Annotated in this window: 13 protein-coding genes and 1 tRNA gene; 4 read left to right on the top strand and 10 right to left on the bottom strand. The window is 49.1% G+C overall.

The genetic code is table 11. The features are described 5' to 3' along the window. Nucleotides 1-34: 34 nt before the first annotated feature. Complete coding sequence (locus QZ311_RS01210; RefSeq protein ID WP_297063014.1) at nt 35-1,048, bottom strand: malate dehydrogenase; 1,014 nt, start codon at nt 1,046-1,048, stop codon at nt 35-37. A gap of 297 nt (nt 1,049-1,345) precedes the next feature. Between QZ311_RS01210 and QZ311_RS01215 the strand changes: the two genes are divergently transcribed. The 4 genes from QZ311_RS01215 (at nt 1,346) to QZ311_RS01230 (ending at nt 6,358) form a co-directional block, all read left to right on the top strand. Then, a complete protein-coding gene (locus tag QZ311_RS01215) occupies nt 1,346-2,581 on the top strand; it encodes an MFS transporter (protein ID WP_297063016.1) in 1,236 nt (411 codons plus the stop codon). Between the two features lie 109 nt (nt 2,582-2,690). Continuing rightward, the gene (locus QZ311_RS01220) at nt 2,691-4,118 is read left to right on the top strand and encodes an MATE family efflux transporter (protein ID WP_297063018.1); all 1,428 of its coding nucleotides are present in this window, start codon (nt 2,691-2,693) and stop codon (nt 4,116-4,118) included. Nucleotides 4,119-4,155: 37 nt separating this feature from the next. After that, complete coding sequence (locus QZ311_RS01225; protein ID WP_297063021.1) at nt 4,156-5,727, top strand: FAD-dependent oxidoreductase; 1,572 nt, start codon at nt 4,156-4,158, stop codon at nt 5,725-5,727. Between the two features lie 4 nt (nt 5,728-5,731). Continuing rightward, on the top strand, nt 5,732-6,358 hold the full coding sequence (locus tag QZ311_RS01230; protein WP_297063023.1) for a hypothetical protein: 627 nt from the start codon (nt 5,732-5,734) through the stop codon (nt 6,356-6,358). 16 nt (nt 6,359-6,374) lie between these two features. Here QZ311_RS01230 and QZ311_RS01235 read toward each other — a convergent pair whose 3' ends face one another. The 9 genes from QZ311_RS01235 to QZ311_RS01275 all read right to left on the bottom strand — a co-directional run bounded on the left by QZ311_RS01235 (nt 6,375) and on the right by QZ311_RS01275 (nt 13,818). After that, nucleotides 6,375-7,013 (bottom strand): CatA-like O-acetyltransferase, family 2, encoded by a 639-nt coding sequence (locus QZ311_RS01235; protein ID WP_297063025.1) that lies wholly within the window; start codon nt 7,011-7,013, stop codon nt 6,375-6,377. A gap of 75 nt (nt 7,014-7,088) precedes the next feature. Next, nucleotides 7,089-7,928, bottom strand: coding sequence for a helix-turn-helix domain-containing protein (locus QZ311_RS01240; RefSeq protein WP_297063027.1), 840 nt, complete (start codon nt 7,926-7,928; stop codon nt 7,089-7,091). Nucleotides 7,929-7,973: 45 nt separating this feature from the next. Beyond that, complete coding sequence (locus QZ311_RS01245) at nt 7,974-8,474, bottom strand: very short patch repair endonuclease (RefSeq protein WP_297063029.1); 501 nt, start codon at nt 8,472-8,474, stop codon at nt 7,974-7,976. 80 nt (nt 8,475-8,554) lie between these two features. Next, nucleotides 8,555-9,697 (bottom strand): dTDP-glucose 4,6-dehydratase, encoded by a 1,143-nt coding sequence (gene rfbB, locus QZ311_RS01250; RefSeq protein ID WP_297063031.1) that lies wholly within the window; start codon nt 9,695-9,697, stop codon nt 8,555-8,557. Beyond that, complete coding sequence (gene rfbD, locus QZ311_RS01255) at nt 9,684-10,580, bottom strand: dTDP-4-dehydrorhamnose reductase (protein WP_297063033.1); 897 nt, start codon at nt 10,578-10,580, stop codon at nt 9,684-9,686. The genes rfbB and rfbD overlap by 14 nt, the downstream gene beginning before the upstream one ends. Nucleotides 10,581-10,610: 30 nt before the next feature. Next, on the bottom strand, nt 10,611-11,765 hold the full coding sequence (fucO, locus tag QZ311_RS01260; protein WP_297063034.1) for a lactaldehyde reductase: 1,155 nt from the start codon (nt 11,763-11,765) through the stop codon (nt 10,611-10,613). Between the two features lie 48 nt (nt 11,766-11,813). After that, nucleotides 11,814-12,386 carry a dTDP-4-dehydrorhamnose 3,5-epimerase gene (rfbC, locus tag QZ311_RS01265; protein ID WP_297063036.1) on the bottom strand — a complete coding sequence of 191 codons (573 nt, stop codon included), beginning with the start codon at nt 12,384-12,386 and terminating at the stop codon, nt 11,814-11,816. A gap of 17 nt (nt 12,387-12,403) precedes the next feature. Next, complete coding sequence (gene rfbA, locus QZ311_RS01270; RefSeq protein ID WP_297063038.1) at nt 12,404-13,297, bottom strand: glucose-1-phosphate thymidylyltransferase RfbA; 894 nt, start codon at nt 13,295-13,297, stop codon at nt 12,404-12,406. Between the two features lie 437 nt (nt 13,298-13,734). Beyond that, nucleotides 13,735-13,818, bottom strand: a tRNA-Leu gene (locus QZ311_RS01275). Nucleotides 13,819-14,021: the final 203 nt, after the last annotated feature.

Below are 14,021 nucleotides of genomic sequence, written 5' to 3' on the forward strand. Positions count from 1 at the left end.
TTTTTTTGCCCCGATTTTTTATCGGGGCAAGTTCTCAACAGGTCTTACGTTCCATATAAGGATTGAACTTGTGCCAGTCGGCAATAGGAGGTATTACTCCCATTTCAATCACTTCATCGCGAAGCTTGCAAAGGTGCTGATAGCTCTTTTCAAGCTCTTTTTCTTCTTCGGGAGTACCGTCAACGGGCTTGCATTCCACACCGTTTTTGCTGATGACAGTTTCCATAGCCATCATGATGTGTTTGAAGCGGTCGTTGTTGACATATGTGCCTGCCGGCCAACGGAAAGGTGCTCCGCCCATAGCTGCGGCTACCATCTCGATCGACAGATAGGCCGGGCTTTGGAACGACGAACGTCCGCGAAGTTCGATGATGTTCTTTCCACCCTGAATTACGCGCTCTTTGATGGCAATCCAGTCTTCAAGCGGGAGCTTCGGTGTACCAATAATGTCGACAAGAGGCTTGCCGTCTACCAAAGTAGTTGATGCGAATACGGCCATCTGTTCGCCATGTCCGCCATATGTACGGCTGTTGGTGATTTCGTCGGCAGGTATTTTGAGATATTTCGAGAGCTCGCTTCTTAGACGGGTGCTGTCGAGCGCTGCAAGGGTAGTGACCTTAGAGGGTTCAATGCCTGAGTAGAGCAGGGTGATAAGGCCGGTGATATCAGCCGGATTGAACACAACTACGATATGTTTTACATCAGGGCAATACTGCTTGACATCCTTGCCGAACTGTGCTGCGATTTCTGCGTTTCCTTTGAGAAGGTCTTCGCGTGTCATGCCTGCCTTACGGGCTGCACCACCTGACGATACGATGTATTTCGCTCCTGTGAGAGCTTCCTTGATGTCAGTTGTATATGTAATGTTGACACCCTCGAAGCCACAGTGGAAAAGTTCTTCGGCCACGCCTTCAAGAGCCGGTCCGTATGGATCGTAGAGGCAGATGTTTGGCGTGAGGTTCATCATGACTGCCGTCTGTGCCATGTTAGATCCGATCATTCCGGCTGCGCCGACAATGGTCAGTTTTTCATCAGTTAAAAATTTCATGTCAGTTTGTTTCTTTTAATTAAAATAACAATGATTATAATTTTATCAAATGTGTAGTTATTGGCTATAGGTTTGATTATACCCCTTCGGATTTCTGGGATTCTTTAATCATAACGTGGGAGTGGCTGTAAAAGTTGTTGGATTTATCAATTAACATGCAAGATTTTCGTCGGCGACAAAAATCTTGCTAACTTTGCAGACGTTTTTATGAGGTGTCGTTGATTAACGCGCATGATTTACGGACTTTTTTAGCGACGCCGGATTTCAGGTATATCGAGGTAATTAAGGTTTGAATATATGAGTGAATCGAAGCATATGGCAGGCGGCGAGGCTGCATCGGATTCCGTAAAAGAAAAATTATGGAATTCAAACTACTGCAAGGCGATGGCCGGAAATTTCATGATGTTTTTTTCGTTCTATCTGCTGACGCCTTTACTTCCCATCTATCTCGATGCACAGTTTCATGCCGATAAGGACCTTATCGGTCTTGTGCTTTCCGGCTATGTCGTGGCTGCGTTGATTGTCCGTCCCTTCAGCGGTTTTATCGTGGACAGTTTTAACCGTAAGAAGGTCTTGATGCTGTGTTTCTTTGCATTTTTTATATGTTTCACAGGTTATATCGGGGCAAGCACAATCCTGATGTTTGCGATTGTCCGCACTCTCCACGGTCTGCCATTCGGAGCGACCACTGTGGCCAACAGTACGGTTGCGATAGATGTGCTCCCTTCGTCGCGGCGTAATGAGGGTGTCGGATTCTACGGCCTCAGCAACAATCTGGCTATGGCTATCGCTCCGTCGGCAGGAATCTATGTATATTCCATTACAGGCAATTTCCAATTTCTGTTCTGGATTTCGCTTGTTGTCGCCTTTGTCGGGTTCTACATGGCATGTTCCATAAAACTGCCTCCGCGAGCCATTGTCGCAAATAAGCCCACATTCAGCCTTGACCACTTTTTTCTGGGACGTGCATGGCTTATGGCCATCAATATCTTGCTTTTCGGTTTCTGTTGGGGAGTGATGAGTAATTATGTCGCTATTTATGGCAAGGAGGAACTTGGCATCACCGACGGTACGGGACTCTTTTTCGCCCTTCTTTCGACCGGCCTGTTCGTCTCCCGTCTCTATGGGGCAAAATCTTTGCGGGAAGGAAAGCTCACGGAGAATGCGCTGCAGGGGGCATTGATAAGTTGTGTCGGATTCACTCTCTTTGCACTCTCGCCGGGACAGTGGGCCTACTATTTTTCTGCCGTGCTCATCGGTCTCGGGAATGGCCGTATGTATCCGGCCTTTCTTAATATGTTCATCTCCGTGGCCCGGCGCGACCAGAGGGGGACGGCCAACTCGTCGATTCTCACTTCATGGGACTGTGGTATGGGACTCGGTATATTGGCCGGAGGCGTGCTCGCGGAATATGTCGACTTTTCAGCATCGTTCTGGTCGGCTTCAATCTCGCAGATTGCCGGGACGCTTCTGCTTGTGTTCATGACACGCCGCTTCTTCCTTGAGCGTAAGCTTCCTGAAGAGGGCCGATAGTAATGAACAATAACATTGTTAAATAGTTTGTAATATCATAGACCTATAGCGCAAACTTCGTAATTTTGCGTCGCGTTTCATCAACAGGTCAGTCAAAAAGGGAAATCAGATGGCAGTAAATGCAAGCACATCGACAGAAGATCTCGGAGTAAAGTCAGTTGGAAAACTTCTCGTCCAATATTCCGTACCGGCAATCATCGCAAGTGTTGCAACATCGCTTTACAATATTATAGACAGTATATTCATTGGACGCGGTGTCGGACCGCTGGCTATTGCCGGTCTGGCCATCACCTTCCCGCTGATGAACCTCGTCGCAGCTTTCTGCATGCTCATTGCCGCCGGCGGCGCGACGATAGTGTCGATTTTTTTAGGACAGAAGAATTACAACCGTGCCACAGACGTGGTCAACAATGTTTTCACTCTGTGTCTCATCCATTCTATTCTGTTCGGTGGCCTTACACTGATATTCCTTGAGCCGATTTTGCTCTTTTTCGGTGCAACGGCCGACACTGTCGGTTATGCGATGGAATTCATGGAGGTGATTCTCTACGGAACACCTATCGGCTTTGTTTTTATCGGATTGAACAACCTGATGCGAGCCACCGGCTATCCGCGCAAGGCCATGATTTCGGCTCTTATTTCCGTGGCGGTCAATCTGGTGCTTGCCCCGCTGTTTATTTTTGTCCTTGACTGGGGCATCAGGGGTGCTGCCTGCGCCACTGTATGCGGTCAGTTCTCGGCTTTTGTATGGGTGATGTCCCACTTCCTATCCAAGAAAAGCTCAATCCATTTCCAGCGAGGCAACAAGTGGTTTTCATGGGCCATTATAAAACGAATCTATGCCATCGGTCTGTCGCCGTTCCTGATGAATGTGTGTGCGTGTGTGGTCGTCATATTCATCAACCGTGCGCTTCTTGACTACGGTGGCGCTGACGGAAATCTGGCTGTGGGCGCTTATGGCATCCTTAACCGAACCACGATGTTTTTCGTAATGATAGTCTTTGGTGTGACTCAGGGAATGCAGCCTATACTCGGATATAATATAGGTGCTAATCATTTTGACCGGGTTAAGAGGGTGCTTCGTCTCGGCATCCGGATAGGCGTTGCCATCACATCGCTCGGATGGATTGTGAGCGAAGGATTCCCCGACAAGGTCTCGGCTTTGTTCACCACCGACGAGACCCTTATCAGGATAGCCCGCGAAGGATTCAGGATTTATTTTGTAGTCTATCCTGTTGTCGGGTGTCAGATTGTGATTCAGAACTTTTTCCAGAGTGTCGGAAAGCCGCAGATGTCAATTTTCCTGTCGCTTACCCGCCAGCTTCTGTTCCTTATACCTTTCCTTATAATTTTCCCACGGTTTTGGGGTGTTCCGGGCGTCTGGGCTTCGATGGCCGGGTCGGATATTATCGCATTTATTGTCGCTATTGTCACTCTCTGGTGGTGGATGGGACACACAATGCGTGACATGGAGGAGAAGGCAGGGGCTTTGGGTGCTTCTGCCGGGACGGAACATGGCCGGATAGACAACAAGTAATACCGACACTATATATTAATAATTTAGCCGAATCAAAATGCAGGAAACAATAGATGTGAGAGTAAGCCCCAAAGTGGCGGGTGAACCGATGTTGCTGAAAGTCGAACTGTCAGGTCGTCTGGGAGTAGATGCCAATTCAATCAGGCATATTACCGTCGTGAGGCGTTCGATTGATGCCCGTCAGCGTCAGGTGATGGTCAATCTGACTTTGAAAGTCTATGTTGATGAGATGCCCGACAATGCCTCTCTGATTAAGCCTGTCGACTATCGCAGAGTGTCGGCCGACAAGTGTGCCGTGATAGTCGGGGCAGGGCCGGCAGGACTTTTTGCGGCACTGCGCCTGATTGAGCTCGGTATAAAGCCGGTGGTGCTCGAACGAGGCAAGGATGTCGATTCGCGCCGTAAGGATATGGCCGCCATAGCCCGTGATGGTGTGGTCAATCCCGATTCCAACTATTGTTTCGGCGAGGGCGGTGCTGGAGCATACTCTGACGGAAAGCTCTACACCCGTTCAAAAAAACGTGGGTCTGTTGAAAAGATACTTAATATTTTCGCCCAGCATGGAGCGTCGGAGGATATATTGGTCGATGCTCATCCTCATATCGGCACTGACAAACTTCCCGAAGTCATTAAAGCGATGCGTAACACCATCATTGACTGTGGCGGAGAGGTGCGCTTCAATACCCGAGTGACCGACCTGATGATTGACGGCGACGAGGTGAAGGGTGTCGTGACGGCCGACGGTGCTGAATTCAGAGGCCCTGTCATTCTTGCTACAGGCCATTCGGCTCGTGATGTCTACCGTATGCTCCGCGACCGCAATGTGACTATGGAACCAAAGGGGCTGGCGATAGGAGTGCGTCTCGAACATCCTCAGAAACTCATCGACTGTCTTCGCTATCATTCGAAGGATGGCAGAGGAAAGTATCTGCCTGCGGCCGAATATACTATGCTCACCCGTGTGGATGACCGTGCGGTCTATTCGTTCTGCATGTGTCCCGGAGGATTCATCATTCCGGCTGCAAGTGAAGACGGACAGTTGGTGGTCAATGGCATGTCGCCTTCAAACCGAGGAACCCGCTGGGCTAATTCAGGAATGGTGGTCGAAATTTTGCCCGAAGACGTTCCCGACGGTGACGATGCCACATTAAAGATGATGCGCTATCAGGAGATGATTGAAAAGGCATTCTGGGAAGAAGCCGGCCGGACACAGAACGCACCTGCACAGCGTATGGCCGATTTTGTGTCGGCCCGTCAGTCGTCGGATCTTCCTCCGACATCCTATGCGCCCGGCATACATTCGGCACGCATTGACCGCTTGTTGCCTAAGGGGATTGCGCGTCGCTTGCAGCAAGGGTTCAAGGATTTTGACCGTAAGAACCGAGGTTTTCTGACCAATGAGGCCGTATTGATCGGGGCAGAGACCCGCACATCGTCTCCACTCCGTATCCCTCGCGATGCGGAAACCCTTTCGCATGTAGGACTCAGGGGATTCTATCCCTGTGGTGAGGGTGCGGGCTATGCCGGCGGAATAGTATCGGCTGCCATCGACGGAGACCGCGCGGCTGATGCCGTAGCCTCATATATGGGTGTATCTATAAAACAATAAACAAATGAAAAAAACATCAATCTTTTCCATTCTTGCAGTTTTCTGCATGATTATGATTTCATGTGGCGGTTCGTCAAAATCGGATGCAGGAGCATCGGCTGACAATGCTGTCAGTGTTGACGAAGTGTTTGCCAATGCCGACAATATGCTTGGCGATACTATCGTTGTCGAAGGAGTTTGCTCACACCTCTGTGCCCACGGTGGCAAAAAGGCGTTCATTGCCGGAGCTGCCGACAGCATCATGCTTCGTTGCGAGGCGTTCCCTCTGATGGGTGAGCCTTTCCCGAAGAGCGTTGTGCGCCGTCAGTTGCAGGTCAAGGGTATTCTTTGTGAAGAGCGAGTGGATGAGGATGCGATTCAGGAGATGATTCGTCGCAATGAGGAGGCTCAGGCCGCCGCTGCTGCCAAAGCTGCTGAGAATGGTGATATTGCTGCCGATTCGACAGAAACCAAGACTGAAAGCGGATGCGCAACCGAGCGTACGGCCAAGGGCCAGCGTAATATCGTGACTTTTGAAGACCGCATCAATGATTTCCGTGCCAAGATTGCTGCCCGTCAGGAAAAGGAAGGCAAGCCCTACCTTTCATATTACTATCTTGAAGCAATTTCTTATGATGTGCTTCCAGAATAAAGGGTAAACCGGAATTTTATCTTATTTCATGGATGGTGTTCTGCAGTCCGGTTAGAAACCGGGCGGCGTGAGCGCCATCCATTTGTGTATGGTGAAATTGGAACGAGACCTGCAGCTTTGTCCTGAAGAGGCCGCGACGGTATCTGCCCCAGATCATGAACGGATTGTTGAATATGCCGCTATACATCCCGACAGCGCCGTCTATGTCGTAATCGACAAGTGCGGATGTGCCGATGACCATGCGGTCAGTGATGTCGTGGTTGCAGCATGATTGCGCTACATGTCGGGTCAGTCGCAGATAGTCGGCGTTGAACTGGCTGATATCATTGCTGAACGGGATGTCACATGAACTGACTTCTCCTTCACTGTTCGCGACGATTGTATTGACGGCTATTGCCTCGTAGCGCATCAGCTTGTCGCCTACCGGGAGCATGTAGAACTCCTTGATTTCGCTTGCGGCCTTGCCTATGCACCAACACATGAGCATGTTGAATTTCATGTTTCTTTTCCGGCTTATCCGCAGCAGACGTGTGATGTCAAGGGTCTTGAATAGAGTGACCATAGGCATTGGTGCTTTCATCCACATTTCGAAAGCATAGGCACGTATAGTGCTTGCCGGATTGACTTCTGTTACCTGAAGTTGGAGTCTGTCCATATTTCTTCTGTTTTTTCCGCAAAGTTACAATTTGCGGAAATTATCTGATAGAACAAAAGGGACATTGTCCGGATACTACAAAAGAGGATTGGTGAAAAGGTCGGAATAAGGCGTTGTAACTGACAGTAGCTCCGTTGGCGTGTGACCGCTGAACAGTTTGAATTCGCGTATGAAATGTGACTGGTCGGAATATCCGCATGAATGTGAGATCTCAGCATAGTCGATAGGGGAGTCAAGGTGGCGTTGCATGAGGTGTAGTGATTTTTGAAAACGTGCTATGCGGGAATATTCTTTAGGATTCATGCCTATGTGTGACTTAAACAGTCGTTCGAACTGTTTTTTACCGAGGCACGACAGTTCATGGAGTTCATCCATACGTGTGTCAGGTGTGTTTAGAATCCGCGTGACGGTTGCATCCAGCCGGCGGTGGTTAAGAGCCATCATCGTGCTGTGTTTACCGGTCTGCATGGTCTTTAACCGGGCAAGCAGAAAACTGTCGATTATCGACACGCATGTCGGTGTATCTTTGCAATTTCCAATCTCGTAATCAAGTCTGTCAATCTCTCTGTCGGCGATATCAAGACCGGAAATTTCCATATTGTAGAAATCGTGGAGCATCGGGCCTATGAACATGCTCAGGCCATGAGGCCGGAAGACGGCTACAATCGTGTCGAGTTCACCGGTAGTCCGGATATGGGCCGGAAAATTGACCTGTCCGCTGATGGTGAGGCGTGGTTGTGAAGTGGAGAGTTCAGGGATAAAGAATGTCGTTTTGCGATGGAAGATTATCTGCGGACATCCGATAGGGAATGTAAGCGCGCTTGATGCCTCCGACGAGCGTAGCGTCCAGTAATATCTGACATATGGAGCTAATTGCGGTGATGGCCGATAGAAAGTGAAACTCTGGTCTGACATGGTGATTGAATCATTTTTTTCGCTCACAGATATAATTCTGTGACACTATCTTTTGCCGTAGCTTTCGGTCGGTTCGGCGACGACTCCGCTTTCAGTCTCTTTCATCGTGTAGGATGCACATGAGTGAGGACTGACAATCCGGTCGTAGAGAGCGCTGAGAGTGGCCTCGCGTGAATTGCTGTCGCGCAGTGAGCATTCCCACACACGTATCACTCTCCATCCAAGCAACCGCAATTCGACATCGGTGCGATAGTCGCGGGCTATATTGAGGTTGATTTTGTGTCTCCAGAAGTCGACATTGCTTTTGGGGAGTCTTGAAAGCCTGCAATTCTGATGTCCGTGCCAGAAACAACCGTCGACAAACACGACGGTTTTATACTTTCGGAACACTATGTCGGGTGAGCCGGGGAGTTTACGTGAATTGACGCGGTAACGCAGTCCTCTGGCAAACAGGAATTTCCTGACCATCATTTCGGGTCGGGTATTCCTGCCCTTTATCGCTGCCATGCAACGGCTGCGTTCGGAAGGTGTCATCACGTCGGTCATGATAATCGTAAGGAGAGATTTTAAATAAAAAACAATCGCCGTTGGATTTTTGATTTTCCATTCGGCGATTGGTTAGACGTTTAACGGTTGGAATACATATCGTCGTAGTAGCGCTGATAGTCGCCTGAAGTAATGTTGTCCATCCACTCTTCATTGTCAAGATACCATCTGACAGTTTTTTCGATTCCTTCTTCGAATTGCAACGAAGGTTCCCATCCGAGTTCACGCTGTAGCTTGCGGGAGTCAATGGCATAGCGCATGTCGTGTCCGGGTCGGTCGGTGACATAGGTGATCAGACTGTCGCTTGTGCCTTCCGGATTGCCGAGCAGACGGTCGACTGTGCGTATGACTACTTTTATGAGGTCGATGTTTTTCCATTCGTTGAAGCCACCTATATTATATGTCTCGGCAACAGTCCCACGGTGGAATATCAGGTCGATGGCGCGTGCGTGGTCTTCGACAAAGAGCCAGTCGCGCACGTTTTCGCCTTTACCGTAGACAGGTAGTGGCTTGCCTTTACGGATGTTGTTGATGAAGAGGGGGATGAGTTTTTCCGGGAACTGGTAAGGACCGTAATTGTTGGAGCAGTTTGTGACCAGTGTCGGCATCCCGTAGGTGTCGTGATAGGAACGGACAAAATGGTCGCTCGACGCTTTTGAGGCGGAGTAGGGGGAGTGAGGTGTGTAGCCGGTGGTTTCGAGAAAAAATTCTGTTCCGTAGGCGAGATGGTGTTCCGATGAGGCGGCGGTGGTGAATGGCGATTCGATTCCTTCGGGATGGGTCAGTTCGAGTGCGCCATATACCTCGTCGGTTGATATGTGGTAGAAAAGTTTGCCTTCATAGCGTTCGGGCAATGATTCCCAGCGTTCGCGTGCAGCCTGAAGGAGGGCGAGAGTACCCATCACGTTCGTGCGGGCGAAGGTGAACGGATCTTTTATCGAACGGTCAACGTGGCTTTCGGCTGCAAGATGGATCACTCCGTCGATTTCATATTCATTGAACACCCGGCGCATTTCGTCAAGGTCGGCTATGTCTGCCTTTACGAAACGGTAGTTTGGCTTGTCTTCAATGTCTTTGAGATTGGCGAGATTTCCTGCATAGGTCAGTTTGTCGAGGTTGACTATCAGATAGTCAGGATATTTGTTGACAAAAAGCCTCACCACGTGGTTGCCGATGAATCCTGCACCACCGGTGATGAGAATGCTGCGTTCAGGCTTCTTCATGATTCTGGTTTTGGATGTTTTCGATGCACTTCCTGAGCGAGTCGACCCAGAATGGGATGCTTAGATTGAAAGTGCCTTTGAATTTAGTTTTGTCAAGTACCGAAAATGAGGGGCGGACGGCTTCTGACGGGAACTCATCGCTGTGGCATGGGCGGATATCACATTTATATTTTCCGTCGACGGCAGGCTGTGAGATTTCCTGAATCATCTTGCTGAAATCATACCACGAGCAGACCCCTTCGTTAGAGTAGTGGTAGACTCCGTCGTTCCCGATATATTTGCCGTTGTCGATGATATCGACAATCGCGTCGGCGAGGTCTTGGGCATAGGTTGGAGTCCCTATCTGGTCGAACACGACGTTGAGTGTGTCGCGTTCGCTCGTCAGGCGGAGCATCGTCTTGACAAAGTTGCGCCCGAATTCGGAGTAGAGCCATGCCGTGCGGATGATCATATAGTTGCAGCCGCTTGCAATGATAGCCTCTTCGCCATGAAGTTTGGTACGTCCGTAAGCACCTGTCGGGTTTACGGGTTCGTCTTCGGTGCGTGGAGTATTGCCGAGGTTGCCTCCGAACACGTAGTCGGTTGATATACATATCAGTGGAATGCCGTTGTCTTTTGCCGCTTTTGCGAGATAGCCTGCGGCTGTGGCATTGATCATCTCGGCGATTTCTTCCTGACGTTCGGCACGGTCCACGTCGGTGAAGGCCGCGCAATTGACGATTAATTGAAAGTCGTTGACCTTGACCCCGAGCGCTACGGCTTCAGGATCGGTGATGTCGATGTCGTCGACATCGGTGAATATGTATTCATTAGGAGACTTGGCAACTGCCTTTTGCAGGCAGTTGCCAAGTTGACCTTCTCCTCCTGTTACGAGTATTCTCATAGAAAGGGATATGGTTCTTGGATGGGTTGTTTAGAGCACTTTGGTATAAAGTGCCTTGATGTCCTCGATAGTGACATCACGCGGGTTGCCGGGGGTGCAGACATCGGCGATTGCCTGTTCTGAAAGGGTCTCGATGTCGGATTCCTTGATGCCGATTTCAGAGAGATGCTGCGGGATGCCAACCTTGATTGAGAGCGCTTTTACGGCGTCGCATGCAGCCTGAGCGGCTTCTTCGCGTGTCATACCGTTGATGTCGACACCCATTGCTTCGGCAATTGCGGGATATTTGTCGAGACATGACGGCATGTTCCATTCCATGATTGTCGGGAGCAGGAGTGCGTTTGCAACACCGTGGGGAATGTCGAAAAGTGATCCGAGAGGATGGGCCATGCCATGCACAAGGCCGAGACCTACGTTTGAGAATGCCATTCCGGCAACGTATTGTGCAACAGCCATAGCGTCGCGTGCCACTGCGTTTGACGGTTCGGCAACTGCGGTCGGGAGGTTGCGGCTGATCATGCGGATGGCCTCGATTTCAAACATGTCGCTGAGCGCCCATGCACCCTTGGTGATGTAGCCTTCGATTGCGTGGGTCAGGGCGTCCATGCCTGTGGCTGCTGTGAGCGAAGCCGGAAGTGAATACATGAGCTCTGCATCGACGATGGCAACTGCGGGAATGTCATTGGGGTCTACGCAGACCATCTTTTTATGATTGACTTCGTCGATAATCACATAGTTGATGGTTGTCTCAGCAGCTGTTCCTGCGGTTGTGGGGAGTGCTACGATGGGCACACACTTATTTTTTGTCGGGGCGCAGCCTTCAAGCGATACAATGTCGGAGAATTCAGGGTTGTTTATGACGATGCCGACAGCCTTTGCTGTGTCGATTGACGAACCACCACCGATTGCGATGATGAAGTCAGCACCAGATTTCTTGTAAGCCTCGATGCCGTTTTTTACGTTTGTGACAGTCGGATTCGGCTTGACATCGCTGAAAATTTCATAGGGGACGGCAGCTTCGTCAAGCACGTCAGTCACCATTTTTGCAACACCGAATTTAACGAGGCCGGCATCAGTGACGATGAGGGCCTTTGATTTGCCGAGGCGATTGACAACTTCTGGCAGCTCTTTGCGAGCACCGGGTCCGAAGTATGAAACTTCATTGAGAATAAATCTGTGTACCATTTTTGATGTTTATTAAGGATTTTGGTAATTTTAAGGTAGAGATTATTATTAATTATATAGATTGATGCCTATATCAAACGGGCTGTCGAACTCGGCAAGCATTGGATGACGGGTGTCTTTTTCAGAAAGTATCGCATTTGCCGGGTCAATACGCCAGTCTATGCCGAGGCTCGTGTCGAGTATGGAGATTCCGCCATCGGCTTGAGGGGCATAGAAATTGTCGCATTTATATTGAAATACGGCTGTCGGGCTCAAAACCGCGAATCCGTGGGCGAAGCCACGTGGGATGAAGAACTGAAGATGGTTGTCTTCTGTCAGTTCGACGGCTACGTGGCGGCCATAGGTCGGTGAACCTTTTCTGATGTCGACGGCAACATCGAGCACAGCACCTTTCACGCAGCGAACCAGTTTTGACTGAGCGAAAGGTGGACGCTGGAAGTGCAGCCCGCGCATCACTCCGTAGCTCGAACAGCTTTCGTTGTCCTGAACGAAGTCGATTTGGCGTACATTTTCATCGAATTTCTGCTTTGAATAGCTTTCGAAAAAATATCCGCGCGTGTCGGTGAAAATCGTCGGTTCGATTATGACTAATCCTTCTATATCAGTCTCGATTACTTTCATGTTGACGTTTTTATTTTTTAGATATTGTCGCCGTCGAGTTCCTCTATGACCTTCATGAGATACTGACCATACTGGTTCTTGCTCATCGACATGGCCATTTCTGTCATTTTTTCGCGTGAAATCCATCCACGTCGATAGGCTATGCCTTCGAGACAGGCGATTTTAAGTCCCTGACGCTTTTCGAGCACTTCAATGTATATCGAAGCTTCGGCAAGCGAATCGTGAGTGCCGGTGTCAAGCCATGCAAAACCGCGGGGCAGTGTGCTTACTTTTAGCTCGCCATTGTCGAGGAAGGTCTGGTTGACGGTCGTGATTTCAAGCTCTCCGCGTTCCGACGGTCTGATGGAGGCTGCGATATCCACAACTTTGTTGGGGTAGAAGTAAAGTCCTACCACCGCATAGTTCGATTTCGGATTTTGAGGCTTTTCTTCAATCGAGAGGCAATTGCCGTTTTTGTCGAACTCTGCCACTCCATAGCGTTCGGGATCGTTTACCCAGTAGCCGAACACATTGGCCTTGCCTTCATTTTCGACTGTTCTGACAGAATCACTTAAAATTTTTGAAAAACCTGCTCCATGAAATATGTTGTCTCCAAGCACGAGGCATACCGAGTCATTTCCGATGAAATCCTTTCCGATAATGAATGCCTGAGCGAGTCCGTCGGGCGATGGCTGTTCCGCATATTCGAATCTGACTCCGAAATCCGACCCGTCGCCGAGAAGGCGTTTGAAGCCCGGAAGGTCGTGTGGAGTGGAGATGATGAGGATATCCCTTATGCCGGCGAGCATGAGGGTCGATATCGGATAATAGATCATCGGTTTGTCATAGATGGGAAGCAGCTGCTTGCTCACTCCCTTGGTGATAGGGTAGAGCCTTGAGCCTGAACCTCCTGCCAATACTATTCCTTTCATTATCGTATGTCGGTTGTATGTATGGATTAACGTTAGTCCTAAAGGCTGCTTTTTTACAGCCTCTAAATGTCGTTGACTTCCTCGTGATGACTGTCCGCTGCAATTTCCGGTCTCAGGATTGCATCCGGTTGCCCGGAGGGTCGGTGACATTATGGAGAAACTATTGGCAAATATAGTAAATTATTCGCTGAAAACCGAAAATGGAAAATACGGCATGGCTTGTTTGCGTTAGCAATATAATTCGGTTTGATGCAAATTTAGCGAAAATTCCTCAATCAATACACATATCTTTCAAAAAACAATACAATGGACTTTATCGAAGTCTGTGTATGAGGCTCATAAATAGAAGTATATATAAAAGAGTAGGATATAATACCGGTAGGTATGGATATACAAAAAAATCTCGGATAATTATAATTATCTGAGATTTTTCGAGGTGTCCGAGATGAGATTCGAACTCACACAGCCCTACGGCCACTACCCCCTCAAAGTAGCGTGTCTACCAATTCCACCACCCGGACGATAAATTTGTCAGAAATCTGACTGTTTGTTTTTTTATTACAGAATAAGATTGGAAACCGCTGTTTCTATCTTGCTTTGCTTATAAAAAAGCGTCGCTATTTCTGTAATTTTCATAAAAAAGCCTGACTAAGAAAATCTTAATCAGGATTTTCGAGGTGTCCGAGATGAGATTCGAACTCACACAGCCCTACGGCCACTACCC

Source organism: uncultured Duncaniella sp. (assembly GCF_910578445.1).
Lineage (GTDB): Bacteria > Bacteroidota > Bacteroidia > Bacteroidales > Muribaculaceae > Duncaniella.